17 protein-coding genes are annotated in these 19168 nt (G+C 52.4%); 13 read left to right on the top strand and 4 right to left on the bottom strand.

The genetic code is table 11. From position 1 onward, the window contains the following. The first annotated feature begins 34 nt into the window (after positions 1-34). The 13 genes from ACQ0MK_RS18425 (at position 35) to ACQ0MK_RS18365 (ending at position 13097) form a co-directional block, all read left to right on the top strand. Positions 35-271, top strand: a complete 237-nt coding sequence (locus ACQ0MK_RS18425) for a hypothetical protein (RefSeq protein ID WP_430473843.1) — start codon at positions 35-37, stop codon at positions 269-271. Next, a complete protein-coding gene (locus ACQ0MK_RS18420) occupies positions 249-455 on the top strand; it encodes a hypothetical protein (RefSeq protein WP_430473842.1) in 207 nt (68 codons plus the stop codon). Before ACQ0MK_RS18425 ends, ACQ0MK_RS18420 begins: the two co-directional genes overlap by 23 nt. A 326-nt stretch (positions 456-781) precedes the next feature. Further along, positions 782-1078 (top strand): SCP2 sterol-binding domain-containing protein, encoded by a 297-nt coding sequence (locus tag ACQ0MK_RS18415; RefSeq protein ID WP_430473841.1) that lies wholly within the window; start codon positions 782-784, stop codon positions 1076-1078. A gap of 33 nt (positions 1079-1111) precedes the next feature. Next, positions 1112-1780: a DUF6134 family protein gene (locus tag ACQ0MK_RS18410; RefSeq protein WP_430473840.1), complete on the top strand. Its 669-nt coding sequence runs from the start codon at positions 1112-1114 to the stop codon at positions 1778-1780. Between the two features lie 56 nt (positions 1781-1836). Beyond that, positions 1837-3147, top strand: a complete 1311-nt coding sequence (locus tag ACQ0MK_RS18405; RefSeq protein ID WP_430473839.1) for an OmpP1/FadL family transporter — start codon at positions 1837-1839, stop codon at positions 3145-3147. A 97-nt stretch (positions 3148-3244) separates the two neighbouring features. Further along, complete coding sequence (locus tag ACQ0MK_RS18400; protein WP_430473838.1) at positions 3245-4936, top strand: long-chain-fatty-acid--CoA ligase; 1692 nt, start codon at positions 3245-3247, stop codon at positions 4934-4936. A gap of 103 nt (positions 4937-5039) precedes the next feature. Next, entirely contained in the window at positions 5040-5444 is a 405-nt protein-coding gene (locus ACQ0MK_RS18395) for a MerR family transcriptional regulator (protein ID WP_430473837.1), read from the top strand. A 42-nt stretch (positions 5445-5486) separates the two neighbouring features. After that, the gene (locus ACQ0MK_RS18390; RefSeq protein ID WP_430473836.1) at positions 5487-6623 is read left to right on the top strand and encodes a thiolase family protein; all 1137 of its coding nucleotides are present in this window, start codon (positions 5487-5489) and stop codon (positions 6621-6623) included. Then, positions 6623-8947 carry a 3-hydroxyacyl-CoA dehydrogenase NAD-binding domain-containing protein gene (locus ACQ0MK_RS18385; protein ID WP_430473835.1) on the top strand — a complete coding sequence of 775 codons (2325 nt, stop codon included), beginning with the start codon at positions 6623-6625 and terminating at the stop codon, positions 8945-8947. Before ACQ0MK_RS18390 ends, ACQ0MK_RS18385 begins: the two co-directional genes overlap by 1 nt. Before the next feature lie 23 nt (positions 8948-8970). Continuing rightward, on the top strand, positions 8971-10755 hold the full coding sequence (locus tag ACQ0MK_RS18380) for an acyl-CoA dehydrogenase C-terminal domain-containing protein (RefSeq protein WP_430473834.1): 1785 nt from the start codon (positions 8971-8973) through the stop codon (positions 10753-10755). A gap of 55 nt (positions 10756-10810) precedes the next feature. Continuing rightward, positions 10811-11341: an acyl-CoA thioesterase gene (locus tag ACQ0MK_RS18375; RefSeq protein WP_430473833.1), complete on the top strand. Its 531-nt coding sequence runs from the start codon at positions 10811-10813 to the stop codon at positions 11339-11341. Positions 11342-11373: 32 nt separating this feature from the next. Continuing rightward, positions 11374-12180, top strand: coding sequence for an enoyl-CoA hydratase (locus ACQ0MK_RS18370; RefSeq protein ID WP_430473832.1), 807 nt, complete (start codon positions 11374-11376; stop codon positions 12178-12180). 23 nt (positions 12181-12203) lie between these two features. Next, complete coding sequence (locus ACQ0MK_RS18365) at positions 12204-13097, top strand: SDR family oxidoreductase (RefSeq protein WP_430473831.1); 894 nt, start codon at positions 12204-12206, stop codon at positions 13095-13097. Positions 13098-13369: 272 nt separating this feature from the next. Here ACQ0MK_RS18365 and ACQ0MK_RS18360 read toward each other — a convergent pair whose 3' ends face one another. The 4 genes from ACQ0MK_RS18360 to ACQ0MK_RS18345 form a co-directional block, all read right to left on the bottom strand. After that, positions 13370-13849 carry a hypothetical protein gene (locus ACQ0MK_RS18360; RefSeq protein ID WP_430473830.1) on the bottom strand — a complete coding sequence of 160 codons (480 nt, stop codon included), beginning with the start codon at positions 13847-13849 and terminating at the stop codon, positions 13370-13372. Positions 13850-13986: 137 nt separating this feature from the next. Beyond that, positions 13987-16113, bottom strand: a complete 2127-nt coding sequence (gene mdoH, locus ACQ0MK_RS18355) for a glucans biosynthesis glucosyltransferase MdoH (RefSeq protein WP_430473829.1) — start codon at positions 16111-16113, stop codon at positions 13987-13989. Between the two features lie 61 nt (positions 16114-16174). Then, the gene (locus ACQ0MK_RS18350) at positions 16175-17995 is read right to left on the bottom strand and encodes a glucan biosynthesis protein (protein WP_430473828.1); all 1821 of its coding nucleotides are present in this window, start codon (positions 17993-17995) and stop codon (positions 16175-16177) included. Positions 17996-18250: 255 nt separating this feature from the next. Then, complete coding sequence (locus ACQ0MK_RS18345) at positions 18251-19123, bottom strand: cupin domain-containing protein (RefSeq protein WP_430473827.1); 873 nt, start codon at positions 19121-19123, stop codon at positions 18251-18253. Between the last annotated feature and the right edge of the window lie 45 nt (positions 19124-19168).

The raw sequence follows: 19168 nt of genomic DNA, 5'->3' as shown, positions 1-19168 counted from the left end.
TCTGCGGTGGATACGGATCGAAAGGGTATGGAAAATGCGACAGGTCGCCATGGTTATCGCGATTGCCAGTACGTTGGGGGTTTCCGCATGTAGCGGTTTGAATGACCGGAACCAGCGAATGCTAAGCGGGGCGGCCATTGGTGCCGGTGCCGGGGTTGTTGGCACGGTCATAACCGGTGGATGTGTGACCTGCGGTGCGGTTATTGGCGGCGCTATCGGGACCGGTGCTGGCTATATCCTGCATGAGAATGAGCAAGCCCGAAAAGAATAAAGCACGACATCCGCGCCATCCCGGCAAAGGTGAAAGCTTCGTCAGGATGATCGTGCCCACATCAGGCTATCTTGAAAGCCGTCAAAGCGAAAACCGTTCGCGTGCTTATTTCGGAGTCGCGCAAAAACGATTCCCTTCGGCCAACCCGCAACTGAAAAATGCACAACGGCGTTACTGCCCTTGATGTTATCTAGCGGTCAAGATTGGCCGAAAACTGCCGAAATCCGTCGTTCGTCCGATCACCTTCGTTGAGAAATCTTGGAGAAACCAGCCCACAACACCATGCTTAATCTGGTGCATCGAATTTTGGAATTGACCCCGCATGAGCCCCGGTTGATCCGGGATTTTTTGTGCCTTTTTCGAATGGTTTCACAACTTAAAATTTCTTTATTTCAATGCCTTATTAGTCGCTATAGTTTCGCTTTAGTAATTTAGTTTACGTTAACGTCACTTTCTATTACAGTCAGATCACAACATAAAAAAAACAACATCTGAATGAGGGAGGCGTTCGTGGATGACATCCTCGACACCGTAAAACAAAAGCTGCCGCAACTTCGCGGCCTGAATGCTGTCGTCGCATTTGATTGCGGAGATGACGGTCATATCGTGATTGATGCCACCGGTGATGAACCGGAAATCAGTGATGACGATATCTCTGATGCGGATTGCATTCTTAAAATCAAGAAAGCCAACCTCGAAAAACTGATCGCTGGAAAACTTGATCCGATGCTTGCCTTCACACTGGGCAAATTGAAGATCAAAGGATCCATGGGAGTAGCGGCGAAATTGTCATCCATGCTGGACTGACAATGCCAAACTGATCCGTTCTACGGGGGAAACATGCGGAAAAGCGTCCTAAAACGCACCGTATCGGCCGCAATAACCGGTCTTTTTGCCCAATGTGCCGTTTTATCAACGGCATATGCAGGTGAAATCCTGAATTTCCGCGTCCTGAAGGACGGGGAACCGATCGGCTATGAGAAAGTCGAAATCACTCAAACAGCCAACAAACGCACGGTCACGGTTGAAACACTGACCGATGTCCGCGTGCTGTTTTTGCAATTCCATTACGACCATCAACGCACCGAAAACTGGGATGGCGATGCGTTGATGTCTGTCGATACCACCACCAACGATGACAGCACACACTACACCTATCAGGCGAGTTACCAGGACGGTTGCTATCAACTTGCCGGAAAAGGTGTCGGGAAACGTGATGCCTGTGACGGGGCCTGGCCACTTACCTTGTGGCTTGAAGACGTTACGCGCAAAACCAATCTCTATAGCGTCATTGATGCCGAACCTTACGCAGTTCAAACCAGAAAGGTCAGCACAGAAAAACTGATGGTCGAAAACCGGGAAACACCGGCGACCCATTATGTCATGTCCGGCGATGTCGAACGTGACCTTTGGTATGGTACGGACGGAAAACTGCTTAAAACCAGTTTCAAACGAAAGGGTTACGACATCGACTTTATCAGGGTCGATGCGATTGCCCTTCAACACTAGGAAGCGGGCGTTTTAAATCGGGAATTTGAAACGTTTAAAGATTAAGGGAGAAACAGATGTCTCAGTTCAAGAAAGGCTGCCTGTGGGGGGCTGCTTCGGGTACGGCACTTTTGTGCGCACTTGCCAGTGTCGGCACCGCACATGCGTCGGGTTTTCAGGTCCGTGAAACCAGTGGCACGCTTCAGGGTTCAAGTTTTGCCGGTATGTCGACACTTTCGACCGATGCTTCGACGATGTCCTACAACCCGGGAACCGTCGGTCAGTATGATGAAACCACATACAGCACCGGTCTTACAGTGATCAGGCCCGTTGCCAAGGCAAAAAATGTATCTGCATCCGGGGGCACCCTAAACAATGGGCAGAACTTTAGCAGCCCGAGCGACGAGGACATGGCTAATGATGCAATCGTCCCAAACGCCCATGCTGTTTGGAAGCTCAATGATCAATTGAACCTCGGAATTTCAATCACCTCGCCTTGGGGCCTCGTGACGGATTATGAGGGTGATTTTGCAGGTCGGTTTTACGGTACGACGTCTTCAATCAAGACCATAAACATGAAACCTGTTCTGGCATATCGTTTTGATAATGGTTTGTCGATCGGTGCAGGACCTCAGATCCAGTATATGGACGCTGAACTTTCAAAAGCAGTGGATAACCTTGCTGGCGCAGGCGAAGGCAGCAGTAAAGTTAGCGGGGACTCCCTTGATTATGGCTGGACCGCTGGCATTAACTGGGAAATGACCCCATCCACGACGTTTGGCTTATCTTATGTTTCCGAAGTTGAACACGACCTAAAAGGTAAAATCGACTTCGACAGCGCAGCTGAAGGTTTCGCAGCACCTTATGTAGATAGAAATGCGACAGCAACCGTCGCAACCCCCGAGTCAATTACATTTGGCGTCGCTCAGAAACTAGATGAACAATGGACGGTAATGGCGGATGCACAGTGGACCAATTGGAACACTATTGACACATTAACCTTCAATTTTGATGGTTTGACGAACGCAGCGTCTACGACCTCCGATTCTAGTTCCGACGAATACAAATGGGGCAGTGCATGGTTCGGTTCGCTTGGTGCCCGATACCAGCACGATGAAAACTGGGCATTCACCGGTGGCATTGCATTTGACGAAACGCCCATCAAAACCCAGTACCGTAATGTTCGCCTCCCTGATTCAAACCGTTACTGGACATCATTGGGAGCCTCTTATCAGGTTTCCGATTGGGCAATGGTCAGCCTCGGCTACACTCATATATTTGCCGATGAAGCTCGCGTTGACCACACGACTTCCACGCTTGGCACGTTCCGAGCCGACTACGAGGCCCATGTCGACATCATCGCTCTGCAGGCGAACTTCAAGTTCTGATCTGCTATACTATCGCGGCGCGGGGTAGCGGTTGCTACCCCGACCGGGTTCTTTTTTTTGCCCGCAAGGTGACGTTAACGTAATGGAGTTAACGCAAGTGAATAAAGCAAACGTTCAAGATGCACCGACCCTGATGAATGGCGTTGATTTCAGCACCCCCATTCATACCCGTCCAGTGCACGAGATTTTCGATCAGGCCGCCGCACGATTTCCGCTGCGTCCATGCATTGATTTTCTTGGCCGGATCTATGATTACAAAACGATCAGTGATCAGATTGATCGCGCGGCTGAAGGCTTCAAGCAACTTGGCATCCGCAAAGGTGACAAGGTTGGTCTGTGCCTGCCCAATACGCCCTATTACGTGGTGTGTTACTACGCGATTCTGAAATGCGGTGGGGTTGTGGTTAATTTCAACCCGCTCTATGCCAAACGTGAAATCGCCTATCAGATTGAGGATTCCGGCTGTCGCCTGATGGTGACCTTAAACCTCAAACAGATTTACCCCAAGGTCGCGGCCTGTCTGGATGAAACCTGCCTTAAGCGGATTGTCGTCTGCGAAATGAGCAACATTTTACCGCCGGTCAAAAGCGTTCTGTTCTCGCTGTTTAAACGAAGTGAGCTTGCCGACGTTCCGACCGACCTTCGTCACATTCCCTATTCACGTGTGATAGGCTGCAAACCGATTAACACAGTGGTTGACGTCAACGTCAATGATCTGGCCGTATTGCAATATACTGGTGGTACGACCGGCCGGCCCAAAGGGGCAATGCTGACCCATGCCAATCTAAGTGCAAATGTCGATCAACTGACCCGATGGATGCCAGACGCCAATCCGGGTCACGAAGTCACCCTGTGCGTTTTGCCGTTTTTCCATGTCTTTGCGATGACGGTTGCCCTGAATACCTCGATCAATCTCGGTGCTGAACTTGTCTTGCATCCGCGGTTTGAATTGGGCGCTTTGTTGAAATCGCTTGATAAGAAAAAGGCAACCATCTTCCCCGGTGTGCCAACGATCTATACCGCGATCAATAATTCACCAGAAACACCCAAACATGACCTGTCCCATATCGGATGCTGTATTTCTGGCGGCGCGCCTTTGCCGGTAGAAGTCAAACATCGGTTCGAGGAAATTACCGGCTCCAAAGTTGTCGAAGGCTATGGCCTGACCGAAGCCAGCCCGGTTTGTACCTGCAACCCGGTGAAGGGTGAAAACAAAGAAGGCTCCATCGGGATTCCAATGCCCGGTAGTGAAATTGAAATTCGGTCATTGGACCGCCCTGACCAAACCGTACCGCTTGGTGAAAAAGGCGAAGTTTGCGTTCGCGGCCCGCAAGTCATGACCGGATACTGGCAAAACGATGCCGCCACCCAAGAGACATTTGTCGATGGCTGGCTCCGCACCGGTGATGTCGGTTATCAGGATGATCAAGGCTATACGTTCCTGGTTGATCGCCTAAAGGATGTCATTTTGTGCAGCGGATACAACGTTTATCCCCGCGCAATTGAAGAAGCCCTTTATTTGCACGATCAAATTGCCGAGGTAACCTGTATCGGGGTGCCCGACCAATATCGCGGACAAGCCCCAAAGGCGTTTGTTCGCCTGAAAGACGGCGTCACAGATGTGACTTCCGAAGATCTTCGCTCATTTCTTGATGACAAGATTTCAAGAATCGAGATGCCGCGAGAAATCGAAATTCGGGAAGAACTTCCTAAAACCATGGTCGGCAAATTGTCGAAAAAAGAATTGGTCGAGGAAGAACGCCAAAAACGTGAAGGAAAAAAAGCTTAGTTACAATGCGTTAGCGTCACATCACACACACTGAAAAAATTATGTGACGTTAACGTAAACTAATTGACGTTAAGATAAAAATATATACGATAAGGGGCGAAATATGACCAAACTTGACGACCAGTTCTATACTGTTCCCGAATTGGCCGACGATCTTGGAATTACGCCGCGCACGATCCGGTTTTACGAGCAAAAAGGGCTTTTGAACCCGCAGCGTGCCGGGACCACACGGGTTTATACCCGCCAAGATCGCGCCAAACTGCTTCTCATTTTGCGGGGCAAGCGACTTGGGTTCAGCCTGAAAGAGATTGCCGATTATCTCGATCTTTATGGCGCGGACCCAACCCAGGCAGAACAGATCAAAATGTTGCTGGGGCGTGTCAGGGAACGGATTGCCGATCTGGAAGAACAACGCCAGGCGCTGGACGTCACGTTGGATGAATTACGCGAAATCGAACAGCAATCGGTTGATGCGCTTAAAGAAAAAGTACTCGATCCGGTTTCGTAACGATATCGGGCACGAGGACAGCTCAGGAAGGAAGACACAGTCATGACCAACGCCGTAATTGCCGGATATGTCCGGTCGCCATTCACCCCGGCCCGCAAAGGTGCGCTTGCCAAGGTTCGTCCTGACGATCTGGCAGCACAGGTTGTCAAAGGTCTGGTTGAGAAGACCGGCATTGATCCCAACCACGTTGAAGATCTGATCCTTGGTTGCGCCTTCCCCGAAGGCGAACAGGGTTTCAACGTTGCCCGCCTTATCACCTTCTTGGCAGGTCTGCCGCGCTCGGTTGCTGGTGTAACTGTTAACCGGTTCTGCGGATCATCAATGCAATCAATCCATCAGGCTGCGGGCGCGATTGCCATTGGTGCCGGCGATGTTTTCATCTGTGCCGGCGTTGAAAGCATGACCCGTGTTCCGATGATGGGCTTTAACCCGCTGCCGAACCCGGACCTTTATAAAGAAATGCCTGAAGCCTATATGGGTATGGGCGATACCGCCGAAAACGTGGCCGCCAAATACGGCCTGTCGCGTGGTGATCAGGAAGCATTTGCGGTTGAAAGCCATAAAAGGGCCGGTGCCGCGCAAGCTGCTGGCAAATTCACCGATGAAATCATTCCGATCCAGACCAAAGACGGTGTGGTTTCCGAAGATGGCTGCATCCGCGCTGAAACCACCGCCGAAAGCCTTGCTGATTTAAAACCGGCATTTAAGGCCGACGGCGTTGTCACCGCCGGAACGTCTTCACCGCTGACCGACGGGGCATCTGCTGTTCTGGTTTGCTCAGAAGACTATGCGAAGAAACATGGCCTGACACCGCTTGCCCGCATCAAGTCGGTTGCGGTTGATGGCTGTCTTCCGGAAATCATGGGCATCGGCCCGGTTGGCGCATCGAAAAAAGCCCTGTCCCGCGCAGGTCTGTCTGCTTCTGATATTGATGTGACCGAATTGAACGAAGCGTTCTCGTCACAAGCCATCGCAAGCATGTCCGATCTTGGTCTGGACAGTGCCAAGGTCAATATTGATGGGGGTGCGTTGGCCATTGGCCATCCGCTGGGTGCCACAGGTGCGCGTATTGTTGGCAAGGCAGCGGCCATTTTGAAACGTGATGGCGGCAAATATGCCCTTGCCTCGCAATGTATTGGCGGGGGTCAGGGGATCGCGACCATTCTGGAGGCGATGTAATGACCAACATCAAACAGGTCGCCGTCATCGGCGCCGGTGTTATGGGGGCTTCGATCGCTGCCCATATCGCCAATTCGGGGACTCCGGTCCTGTTGCTTGATATCGTTCCCGAAGGGGCAAAAAACCGCAATGCGGTTGCCGAGGGTGCGGTTGCCAAAATGCTTAAAACCGATCCGGCCCCGTTCATGTCCAAACGGGTCGCAAAACTGATCACGTGCGGCAATATCGAGGATGACCTTGATAAGCTTGCCAAATGTGACTGGATCATTGAAGCGATCATTGAACGCCTTGATATCAAACAGGACCTTTACCGTAAGATCGATGCGGTTCGCGCCAAGGGATCGGTGATTTCATCAAATACATCGACCATTCCGCTCGCGACCCTGATCAATGGCATGGATAAGACGTTCGCTCAGGACTTCATTATCACCCATTTCTTCAACCCGCCGCGCTATATGCGTCTGTTGGAACTGGTTGGGTGTGATGTAACCCGTACAGGCGTCATTGACATGATTGCCGATTTTGCTGATCGCAAAATGGGCAAGACCTGTGTGACCTGCCATGACGAACCCGGCTTTATCGCCAACCGTCTTGGGGTCTATTGGATTCAGGCTGCCATGACCGAGGCGGTCGACCGCAAACTGACCGTCGAAGAAGCCGACAGCGTCATTGGCCGCCCGTTTGGCATTCCAAAAACCGGCGTGTTTGGCTTGATGGATCTGGTCGGTCTGGATTTGATGCCCCATGTGCAATCAAGCATGGCGGGCCTTTTGGATAAATCCGATCCGTTCCACGCGATTTACCGCGAAAGCGAACTGGTCAGTAAACTGATTGCTGATGGCTATACCGGGCGCAAAGGCAAAGGCGGGTTTTACCGCCTGAACCGCGAAGGCGGCCAAAAGGTCAAGGAATCGGTTGATCTGCAAACCAGTGATTTTTCCCCATCGGAAAAAGCCCGCGTTTCAAGCGTCCGCGCTGCAGGTAAAGACCCGCGCAAGATGATGGAAGCAACCGACAAGGGTGGTCAATATGGCCGCGCTGTCATGGGTAAGACCCTCGCCTATGCTGCCTTCATTGCCGAAGTTGCCGCCAATTCCATTGTCGATGTCGATGATGCGATGAAGCTTGGCTATGCTTGGAAAACCGGCCCGTTTGAACTGATTGATGCGATTGGTGTTGATGCGCTGATTGCCATGCTTGAAGCAGACGGTGTTGAAATCCCGCCATTGCTGAAAAAGGCCGCAGGCAAATCATTCTACAAAGTCGAAGACGGCGATCTGTTCTATCTTGGTTTTGACGGCACCTACGCCAAAGTCACCCGCCCGGATGGCGTCATTCTGCTTGAAGACATCAAACGCAAATCCGAACCGGTGGTGGGCAACCGCGCGGCATCGCTTTGGGATATTGGTGACGGTGTTGCCTGCCTTGAATTCCATACCAAGATGAATGCCCTTGATGGCGATGTTCTTGGCGCGATCAAAACATCGATCCGGACTGTCAAAAAGCAGTTCAAGGCGATGGTGATTTACAACGAAGCCAGCAATTTCTCGGCCGGGGCCAACCTTGGACTGGCATTGTTTGCCGCCAATATCGCCGCATGGCCGGAAATTGAAAATCTGGTTGAAACCGGTCAGGACACCTACAAGGCCCTGAAATATTCACCCTTCCCGGTTGTTGGTGCGCCAAGTGGTCTTGCCCTTGGCGGTGGCTGTGAAGTCCTTTTGCATTGTGATGCGGTTCAGGCACACGGGGAAACCTATATCGGGCTTGTTGAACCCGGTGTTGGCCTGATCCCGGCTTGGGGCGGATGTAAGGAAATGATCCGTCGTTGGGCGGAAAATCCGAAATTCGTTAAAGGCCCGATGGCACCAAGTGCCAAGGCGTTTGAAATCATCTCGGTTGCGACAGTTGCCAAATCGGCCATGGAAGCCAAGGAAAACCTGTTCTTCCGTGAAAGTGATGGCATCACCATGAACCGTAACCGTTTGCTGGCCGATGCCAAGGAACGCGCCCTTGCAATGGTCGATGGTTATGAGGCGCCCGAAGAATTCACTTATCGCTTACCCGGTGAATCCGCACGCGTTGCCTTCGAAATGGCGGTCGACGGGTTCCACCGCCTTGGCAAAGCAACCGATTACGACCGTGTTGTTGCCGGTGAACTGGCAAAAGTTCTGGCCGGTGGCGATACCGATGTGACCGAAGAATTGTCCGAAGATGACATTCTTGAGTTGGAACGCGAAGGCTTCATGCGTCTGGTCCGTAACGAAGGCACCATGGCCCGGGTCGAGCATATGTTGCTGACCGGCAAGCCGTTGCGCAACTAGGCACGGCCCAGGAGGAAATAGAAATGGCTGAATATAAAGCACCCTTGCGCGATATGCGCTTCGTCCTGACCGAACTGTTTGATTACAACGATATCAATCAGATGCCCGGTTGCGAGGATTTCACACCCGACGTTGTCGATGCGGTTCTCGAAGAAGCTGCCAAAGTCTGTGAAGAAGTCCTATTCCCGATCAATCGATCCGGGGATGAGGAAGGCTGTCACTGGGATGACGGGGTTATTACGACACCGAAAGGTTTTAAGGAAGCCTATCAGACCTTTGCCGAAGGTGGCTGGACCGGGATTGCCTGTGATCCAACCTATGGTGGTCAAGGCGCCCCTAAGTCGCTGAATGCCTTGGTCGAAGAAATGATTTGTTCGACCAACCTGTCCTTTGGCATGTATCCCGGTCTGTCTTTTGGGGCGTATGCTGCCCTTCACGGCCACGCATCCGATGCATTGAAGGACAAATTCCTTCCCAAAATGGTCGAAGGAACCTGGGCGGGCACCATGTGCCTGACCGAACCACATTGCGGAACCGACCTTGGCATTATCAAAACCAAGGCAGAACCGCTGTCCGATGGGTCGTATTCTGTCACCGGGACGAAGATTTTCATCTCCGCCGGTGAACATGATCTGACCGAAAACATCATCCATCTGGTTCTGGCAAAACTGCCCGATGCTCCCAAGGGCACCAAAGGGATTTCGTTGTTCCTTGTTCCGAAATTCATGGTCGGGGATGACGGATCGCTTGGTGATCGCAATGCGGTGAAATGTGGGTCGATCGAACATAAAATGGGGATCAAGGCATCGGCCACCTGTGTCATGAACTTTGACGGGGCGGTTGGCTATCTGGTGGGTGAACCCCATCAGGGCATGCCCGCCATGTTCACCATGATGAATCAGGAACGCCTGTCGGTTGGCATTCAGGGTCTTGGTCTTGGTGAAGCCGCCTATCAGGGCGCACGCGCCTATGCCAAGGACCGCTTGCAGGGTCGTGCGCTTACGGGTGCAAAATCACCAGACAAACCTGCTGACTCGATCATTGTCCATCCCGATGTACGGCGCATGTTGTTAACCGCCAAGGCCACCAATGAAGGCTGCCGCGCAATGGGCATGTGGGTTGCACGTGCGCTTGATACCGCCAAACATCACGCCGATCCGGTCAAACGCGAAGAGGCCGACGAGTTTGTTCAGCTCATGACACCGATCGTCAAGGCGCTGTTCACCGATTGGGGCTTTGACAATACCAACCTTGGTGTGCAGGTCTTTGGTGGACACGGTTACATCCGTGAATGGGGCATGGAACAATATGTCCGTGATGCCCGCATTGCCCAGATTTACGAAGGCACAAATGGCATTCAGGCACTTGACCTTGTCGGACGTAAAATGCCGACCAAGGCCGGGCGTTATCTGCGCCGGTTCTTCCATCCGGTGCAGGAATATATCGAAGCCAATGTCTCCAATGGTGAGCTTGGCGACTATGTCCAACCACTGGCAAAGGCATTTATGCGCCTGCAACAGGCCACGGGTGAGCTGGCTCAACGCGGCATGAAAAACCCGAATGAGGCCGGTGCCGCCGCGACCGAATTCCTGCGTCTGTTTGGCTTGGTTGCGGTTGGGTTCATGTGGGCACGCACCGCAGAAATCGCCCTTGCCAAAAAGGACGACGATGCGGACGGGTTCTATAAAGCCAAGCTGATCACGGCCAAATTCTATATGGAACGGGTCTTGCCGCAATCGGGCGCCATGTTCAGTCAGATCATGTCGGGTTCTTCGACCATGATGGCGCTGGACGAGGAACTGTTCTGATCATGGTATCGGGCCGCAAACATCGCCAATCGGCATCATCACACGGGGAAACGTCGTGAACCTGATTTTCCGACTGATCCGTATCGTGATCCTGTCGATGCTGCGGCCCGGCCTGCATCCGCTGGATCCATCAAGCCTGCGTTTCCGGGCCTGGCCGTTCGATCTGGACATCAATGTCCATATGACCAATTCGCGCTATTTCGCCCTGATGGATTTGGGACGTACCGAATTGATCATGCGCAATGGCATCGCCAAGCAGATGTTTAAACGCAAATGGCAACCCGTGGTTTCGGGATCGACCATGCGGTTTAAACGCGCAATCAAGCCGTTTCAGTCCTTTGCACTGGAAACACAGGCACTCTATTGGGACGACAAGGGGTTTTATCTTGAACAACGCTTTGTCTCAGGCGGCAAAACCTTGGCCCTTGGTGTCGTAAAGGCTGTGTTTGTTGGCCCAAATGGCATTGTCGCCCCCGATGAAGTCTGTCGTCTGGTCGGGACGGATGAAGCATCGCCTTCGATGCCGGACTGGCTGTCGGGATGGCCCGATATGGAAAGTGCCATCGAAGCACGTCTTGCGATCTAAAAAACCGGGTGAAACCCCGCGGGAGGAACCAAATGGCATCGAATGACGCCGTCTTGCTATCAATCACCGATCAGATCGCGACGATCACGCTTAATCGACCGGACAGAATGAACGCGCTTGATCAGTCCATGATTGCCGGTCTGTCTGACGCACTTGATCAAATCGAAGCTGACAGTGCCAATATCGGTGCGGTCATCATCGAAGGATCGGGCGGTACCTTTATGGCCGGTGGCGATGTGAAATTCTTCTATCAGATGGCGCAATCCCCTGCTTCCGAAGCCCGCCCATTGATCGAAACCATGATCAACCGCGTTCATGACATCATCATCCGCATCACCGCCCTGCCCTGTCCGGTGGTGGCAAAGCTTGAAGGTGCGGTTGCCGGGTTTGGTATTAGTCTGATGAATGCCTGTGACCTTGCGGTTGCTGCCGAAGAAACCGTCTTCACACTGGCCTATATCCATATCGGCACATCCCCCGATGGCGGGTCGACCCATTCACTGACCCGATTGGTCGGCATGAAAAAGGCCAAGGAAATTGCCCTTCTTGGGGATCGGTTTAGTGCTGAAGAAGCTTATGACTGTGGTTTGATCAACAAAGTCGTCCCGGCCGATCAATTGCCATCGGCCACCGCGAAATATGCCGCCCGTCTGGCATCGGGTCCTCGTTCTGCCATCACCCGGACCAAGGCATTGCTGAATGCAGCGCCCGAGGCAACGCTAAGCGATCAACTTTCCGCAGAGGCCAAATCATTCACCGAATGTTCGCTCAGCGATGATTTCCGCGAAGGTGTCACTGCCTTTGTTGAAAAACGCAGTCCCCAATTTGGCAAATCATAAAAAGAATTCAGGGAAATACATCCATGACTAGTCTTGCTGGCAAAACACTGTTCATCACCGGCGCATCGCGCGGAATTGGCAAGGAAATCGCCCTGCGTGCGGCCCGTGATGGGGCAAATGTCGCGGTGATCGCCAAAACCGATGAACCACACCCCAAACTGCCCGGTACAATCCACAGCGCGGTTGCCGAGATTAATGAAGCCGGCGGCAAAGGCTTGGCCCTAAAAACCGACATCCGCGAAGAAGATCAGATTGCCGAGGCGGTTGCCAAAACCGTCGAGGCGTTCGGTGGCATTGATATCCTGATCAACAATGCCAGTGCGATCAATCTGACCCCGACCTTGCAAACTCCGATGAAGCGGTTTGATTTGATGCATCAGGTCAATACACGGGCCAGTTTTGCCTGTGCGCAGGCCTGTTTGCCGCATCTTTTGAGATCAGATAATCCGCATATCCTGACCATGTCGCCCCCGCCCAATCTGTCGGCGCAATGGTTTGCCAATCACACCGCCTATACCATTTCGAAATACGGCATGAGCTTGGTAACACTGGGTCTGGCAGCGGAATTCGCCGATGAAGGGGTTGCGGTTAATTCGCTTTGGCCGGTCACCGTGATTGAAACTGCCGCCCTTAAAATGATCCCCGGACTGGAACAGGGACGTGCCCGCACCCCCGATATTCTGGCCGATGCCGCGCATGCGATTCTGACCGCGCCTGCGCGCGATATTACCGGCGGGTTTTTTACCGATGAATGCGTCCTTGAGGCCATCGGGATTACCGATTTTGAACCTTACAATCTGACACCGGGCAAACCGCCCTATCCGGACTTTTTCCTTGAGCTTGATCGCAACGGGAAAAACGATCCGCAGGTAGCCAAACTTTTGGAAAAACTCGGCCGCTTTCACCAAGCAGCCTAGCGTCAGGACATATTCGTTTGACGCCGGAGAAGTGTGTGCTTCGGCGTCTTGTAGGGGCCTGATTTAACCATGATGGTTTTTATCAGGTTCTCTCGCCCGCTGAACTCAACCCGCCCTTTGTGGCGGGTTCTTTTTTGCAAAAATTAAGCCCGGATATGACGCCAGACAAAAACAAAGGCACCGCCAAACATCTGTGGCGGTGCCTGCCTTCGCAAAGCGAATTAACGTTGAGGGTAAGACGAAAAAGCGTAGAACGAAGGTCTGCTTGTTGGTTACGAAGCCCGGCGATCCAGAGACTGGCGCGGCATTTCACATGATTTTAAGCTTGGTGTCGGCAGCATCATCTGAACCGAAAGCGCCATCGCCAAATCACGATGATCGCGTTCAGAATCAAGGAAATGCTCCGACCAGACCCCATCACGATTGGCCGACAGGAATGCACAACGCAGCATCGAAAACGAAGCTGACCCATTACAGTCATGCTGACAGGCTACTTTGGCAAGCCATGCGGCAACCGCATCATGTGCGGCCTGGTCAAGAATATCTTGCATGTTCGCACGATCATTTGCCGCGAAGCTGTCTTGGGCAAGCGCATCGCGCAAACCATTGACCAGACGCTGAGTGGCCACAGCGCTGCGCACACCAAACGACCGAAGCCACGCACGCGCCGTATCTTCGATAAGGCGGGTCATCGCAGCCGACTCAAAAGCAGCATAGGAAAATCCCTGTGATGCGACGGTCATATCAGTCATCTATTCGGCCCTCCGGGCAGTAAACGATCATGGGCAATTAACGTCTCGTTAAGAAGTAGAATCACCGATAAAGCGCGGGATAATTTGCTCAAATCTGGGCGTTTTTGTGGCGCGCGAGATGTTTGTAAAACAAACAGTTACGACGGTTTTTCTGGTTTTTCGGGCGGATGAATATCCCGACCCGCCATGATCTGATCAAGCGGCTTGACCGGCCATGACAAGATCAGAAGTTTTTCATCGCGTGTCAGGCTTTCAATACCAAGACGCGCAAGCTTTTCATAAATAATGCCGATCTCAATTGCGGTCCGGGCATCGGGTTTACGTGCCGGAAGCAACGCCGAATGCAGAGCATTGGCATAGGGGTCTTCAATCAGACGCATCAAACCGTCTTTGACATTGCCTTCACCGGCCTCTGCGGTGAACTGATCCAATGCGCGTAATTCTTCCGGACTGTCATATTCTTCTGGCGTGACAAACAGCTTCATCCGGCGCGCAGCCTTACCAACTGCAAGGCTACTGGAATAATGGGTAAGCCACGGCGACAGAACCAGCCCCGCCAAAATCGGCGACAACCACCAGAAGAACGCCGTATCAACAAAGATCGCCACCGCCCCCCAGACCAGACCAATCACAATGATCGTCCGGTGGGTTTTAAACGCCGCCTTCAGCGGAACACCCGCATCATCGCGTTCCTGCGCATCCCAGCCCACCTGATTACCGGTCAGAACCGAAAAGACGAATTGCGAATGCAACATCATCATGATCGGTGCCTGCAATGCGGAATACAGCGTTTCCAGCAGACCACTCATCAGAACCATGACGCCGCCATACTGCTTGCGGTCCCGGCCAAGGCACACCATCAGGATCGAGATGATTTTTGGCAGCACTAACATCCCGATGGTAAAAATCAGAAGAACAAGCATCTCGAACGACCGATCGACCGGCCATTGCGGGAACATAGTGAAATGCCCCGGAAAGAAGCTGTGGGTCAGCTGGGTGTTCTGCAATGTCGCAATGGTCGAGCTGAGCAATAACAACAGCCACAGCGGCGAGGAGACAAAGCTCATCACACCCATAAAGAAATGCAGACGGCTGAGTGGTTTGAACCCGTGGGCCACCATCAGGCGCCCGTGTTGCATATTGCCTTGGCACCAACGGCGATCACGAATGGCAAAATCGATCAGATTGGGCGGAAGTTCTTCCCAACTACCTTCAAGTTGCGGGATCAGCCAGCAGCGCCAACCCGCCTTACGCATGAAGGCGGCCTCGACGAAATCATGGCTGAGGATATGTCCGCCCAGCGGCGGCTTGCCCGACAAAACCGGCAGACCACAGCAATCAATAAACGCTTTGACCCGAATGATCGCGTTATGCCCCCAATAGTTCGAACTGCCCATGCACCAGAATGACAAGCCCGCCGACATGGTTGGACCATGCACGCGCGAGATAAATTGCAAAATACGGGCAAACAGCGTCTGACGGCCAGTTGGCTGCGGCGGGCTCTGAATGATCCCGGCATCGGGATTGTTTTCCATCAGATAGGCCATATTGACCATGGCCTCGCCCGACATGACACTATCGGCATCAAAAACGATCATATGTTCGTAATTGGCCGCATAGGTCTCGCAGAATTCTTTAAGATTGCCCGATTTGCGTTCCGTGTTTTCCGCACGACGACGGAAAAAGATTTTGCCACGCGCATTCAAATCGGAACAGGCCTTGGCCCATGCCATTTCCTCGGCAATCCAGATATCTGGATCACGGGTATCTGACAGAACAAAGAAATCAAACGCATCAATCTCGCCGGTTTTGACAAGGCTTTCATAACTTGCCCGAAGCCCGGCAAAAACACGATCCGGGCTTTCGTTATAAACCGGGATCACGACAACGTTCTTTGATCGTAACGATCCTTTGCGTGCAATGGGTTTAAGACGTTTTAGCGTGATTGCATCACGCTTCAACCCCCGCAGGATCAAGCCGACAATACCGGTAAAGAACGATAACGAAATCCAGGCAAAGTTGATGGTAAAGAACGCCACAACCACCATTTCCATGGTGGTCAGCTGATCCGCACCCAAAACATCGGCCATCAACCATGCCGCATAGGCAGTTGCGGCAATCGATGCGCCAAACAGGAAAAACCGCCGCTTCCCGACACCCGGCCCGTGCAATTTGACGATCGGGTCATAGGCTGTGCCGCCCATATCGCTTTCAGATATGGGTTCAGACATCTTTTCGGTCTTGGGATCAGACAACTGGCTCATACGGCTCTACCTGAATATGCGTGGATCAACGAAACGGTCGGCATCACAAAATACGCGGAAGTCAGAACACCCACGGCATCGTCCATGTCTCGCTCAAGACCTGTCGATCATACAAAAGAAACACCCGCAGATTGCTCGACGCGGCATCGCTGTTACGCACCAGATCAAACATCACCCGCACGCCGCCATTTTCCGGATCGGCCATGATGCGAATATTTTCAACGCTGCCTTCTGATGCGCTGATATCGGCTTTGATTTCAGCAATATTCTTGATGAAATAATCCAGATCCCCACCGGCAAAGTTCAGAACAAACCGCGTGCTGGCCTGATCTTCATCTTCTTGCGGGGTAACCCGCACCATGCGCGTATCTGTTGCCTGTGCCAATCGATGCAGACCCGCACCATCGCGGGTTGCTGTGATGCTGTAGTCAACCTGCATCTCGCCACCGGCAACCGGTTTGGTTTCAGGCACCCAATAGGCAACGATATTGTCATTGGTTTCAGACGGACTCGGAATTTCGACCAATTCAACATGACCTTTGCCCCAATCGCCTTTGGGGGTTACCCAATAACCGGGTTGCTGATCAAACCGACGATCCAGATCCTGATAATGGTCAAAATTACGATCGCGCTGCAAAAGACCAAACCCGCGCGGATTTTCGTCCAGGAACGAGCTCATCTGTAAATTGACCGGGTTATCAAGCGGACGCCACAGCCATTCGCCACGGCCGTTATTGATCAAAAGCCCGTCACTTGAATGAACTTCACTGCGATAATCGTTAAACGACCGTCGGCGCTGCTCACCAAACAGGAACATGCCGTTTAACGGTGCCAAACCAATTTTATCCACACCATCGCGGAAAAACAGATTGGATCGCACATCGGCCCGGCTTTGCGATCCCGGTGAAATTTCAAATTTATAAGCCCCGGTCACGCGCGCACTATCAAGCAGGGCATACACCGTAATCTTACGATCACCCTTTTTCGGCTCGACGATCCAGAATTCACGGAAAACCGGGATTTCTTCACCGGTCGGTCCGGCAAGATCAAGCGCAAGCCCACGGGCCATTTGCCCAATAGACTGACCTTCACCCTGAAGACGGAAATAGGACGCACCCAGAAAACGGGTCAGTTCGTCATTGGCATCGACATTCGACAAAGGATAACGCAACCGGAACCCGGTATAGCCCTGTGCCGAGAAATCATTGGCCGACAGACCCGCATTGGCGAAATCAAACAGACCGGCAGAATAAGGAATGACCTGAATTTCGCCATTACGCACCAAATTGATCGCAACGGGTACATCATACATATTGCCCGGATGAAACAGCTCAAGCGAGAAACCGGAATTGGCCGGATTAAAGAAGGCCCGCTGTGATTTAAAGCGGATCTGCTCATATTCTTCAGTGCTCAGATTGGCCAAAGCATCCGGTAATTCGCGGTGCGGATCTTCAAAGGGCTGTTGCGCAAGCTTCCGTGCGCGATCCACGACCATCGCCGGATCAAACGCAACCGGCACAGAGACCACTGGTTTCTGTGCATCCTTTGCCGCCGCTTCATCACTTATCGGCGCCTCACCCTGATCAGGTGCAGAGTCATCAGGCGTCTCAACCTGATTGCCTGTTGCTTCTTCCGGCACTTCTGCTGGAACGTCCTGTGCAGACGGATCATTGGGCAAAACAGATGGTGCGGGCGCGACATCGGGTGCGGATGCCTCCGACGAGGCTTCTGTACCAGCGGCCTGAACATCAGAACCAGCATTCTCTGCGTCCTGTGCGCGGAGCGGCAAGGCCGTTCCAAGCAGAATGGTTCCGGCTGCAAACGCAACCAGAAGGACATAGCTTGAGATCAGCGCCGGGCGCTGTTGAAGAAGTTGCGTCATACTTTTGTGCGCCACCAACCGTTGGATTTTTCTAGATTGTTGAATGTGCTTGTGCACAAAAAACAGGGCAGGAATGTGTCGTCATCAGGGAAAGAATCCGCAAAACCTGATCTCACGACCTGCCACAAACACCTGATCTATACCCGGATATGCACTTGACGAAGCGACATTTTTGCATGGGCTATCATACGGAAATGCACGTATTCACAGCTTGACGAAAGGCAAAAACCAGACGTCATTTCATCACTTGGTATTTTAGTTCCCTGCGCTGGAATCCTGTCGCAATGCACGCGGCGATATATTGTGTTTTTGTTGAATGGCACGCGCCAGTGCAGTTGTGCTGCGATATCCGACCAGATCGGCAACCGATTGCAGATTTTTACCTTCGCGCAGCATCGCAAAAGCTTGCTCAAGCCGGATCGATTGCAGAAAATCGCCCGGTGAAGTGCCAAGCAAATCGCGAAATAATGCTGCAAAACTCGCGCGTGACATGCCGGCAATTTCAGCCTGACTTTCTACTGACCAGTTTTTGCCCGGGTTTAGATGAAGTTCACCAACAACGCGCGCAATTCGCTGATCACGCATTGCCGCCAATATACCCGGCTGCACCAATTTACGATCATGACAATGACGCAGCAGCATCAAGAGCAAAAGATCAACCAACAGATTAACCGCGGTTCGCTTTCCCGGTTGGTGCGCAAAGGCCTCAAGAAACAATTGCCCTGTTACCGGCTCTAGTCCCGGCACTTCGTCAAAGGGCAAGACAAGACACCCCGGCAAGCCAAGCCTTGCTGGTGTGGGGCCTGGGTTTGGAAATTGAAGATACGCACAGACAAGATTGGAGCCACTTTCAGGTGTCTCGATTTCATGTGGTATCGGCTTTCCCAGAAGAACCACGCCCGGTCGGTCAAGCTTCACATGTTCCTTGCCATTAAGCAGAATCCGAACCGATCCGCTTTGCAGAACATGAAGCATTCCCTGTTGCTCTTCTGGCTGATCATCCCGCCCTTTGTGATGACTGGTGCCACACAGCACGCCCGAAAAGAACACATCACCACGCGGGTAATGTGAACCAAAGACCTCGGACAGAATGTCTCTTTCAGACGAATTGCGCGTTTGTTCAGACAACAAGTCACCTTCCCGTAGATAGGCTCTTCTCAGAGATCAAGACAG

This window comes from Thalassospira lucentensis, from assembly GCF_050516545.1.
Taxonomy (GTDB): domain Bacteria; phylum Pseudomonadota; class Alphaproteobacteria; order Rhodospirillales; family Thalassospiraceae; genus Thalassospira; species Thalassospira lucentensis_C.
Note: the sequence above shows the minus strand (reverse complement) of the source record. Positions and strands in the feature narration are given on the sequence as shown.

What these genes read in the sequence shown, in the direction of transcription:
- ACQ0MK_RS18425 (WP_430473843.1), top strand. Translation starts at nt 35, where the DNA reads ATGCGACAGGTCGCCATGGTTATCGCGATTGCCAGTACGTTGGGGGTT.
- ACQ0MK_RS18420 (WP_430473842.1), top strand. Translation starts at nt 249, where the DNA reads ATGAGCAAGCCCGAAAAGAATAAAGCACGACATCCGCGCCATCCCGGC.
- ACQ0MK_RS18410 (WP_430473840.1), top strand. Translation starts at nt 1,112, where the DNA reads ATGCGGAAAAGCGTCCTAAAACGCACCGTATCGGCCGCAATAACCGGT.
- ACQ0MK_RS18405 (WP_430473839.1), top strand. Translation starts at nt 1,837, where the DNA reads ATGTCTCAGTTCAAGAAAGGCTGCCTGTGGGGGGCTGCTTCGGGTACG.
- ACQ0MK_RS18395 (WP_430473837.1), top strand. Translation starts at nt 5,040, where the DNA reads ATGACCAAACTTGACGACCAGTTCTATACTGTTCCCGAATTGGCCGAC.
- ACQ0MK_RS18390 (WP_430473836.1), top strand. Translation starts at nt 5,487, where the DNA reads ATGACCAACGCCGTAATTGCCGGATATGTCCGGTCGCCATTCACCCCG.
- ACQ0MK_RS18385 (WP_430473835.1), top strand. Translation starts at nt 6,623, where the DNA reads ATGACCAACATCAAACAGGTCGCCGTCATCGGCGCCGGTGTTATGGGG.
- ACQ0MK_RS18380 (WP_430473834.1), top strand. Translation starts at nt 8,971, where the DNA reads ATGGCTGAATATAAAGCACCCTTGCGCGATATGCGCTTCGTCCTGACC.
- ACQ0MK_RS18370 (WP_430473832.1), top strand. Translation starts at nt 11,374, where the DNA reads ATGGCATCGAATGACGCCGTCTTGCTATCAATCACCGATCAGATCGCG.
- ACQ0MK_RS18365 (WP_430473831.1), top strand. Translation starts at nt 12,204, where the DNA reads ATGACTAGTCTTGCTGGCAAAACACTGTTCATCACCGGCGCATCGCGC.
- ACQ0MK_RS18360 (WP_430473830.1), bottom strand. Translation starts at nt 13,849, where the DNA reads ATGACTGATATGACCGTCGCATCACAGGGATTTTCCTATGCTGCTTTT.
- mdoH (WP_430473829.1), bottom strand. Translation starts at nt 16,113, where the DNA reads ATGAGCCAGTTGTCTGATCCCAAGACCGAAAAGATGTCTGAACCCATA.
- ACQ0MK_RS18350 (WP_430473828.1), bottom strand. Translation starts at nt 17,995, where the DNA reads ATGACGCAACTTCTTCAACAGCGCCCGGCGCTGATCTCAAGCTATGTC.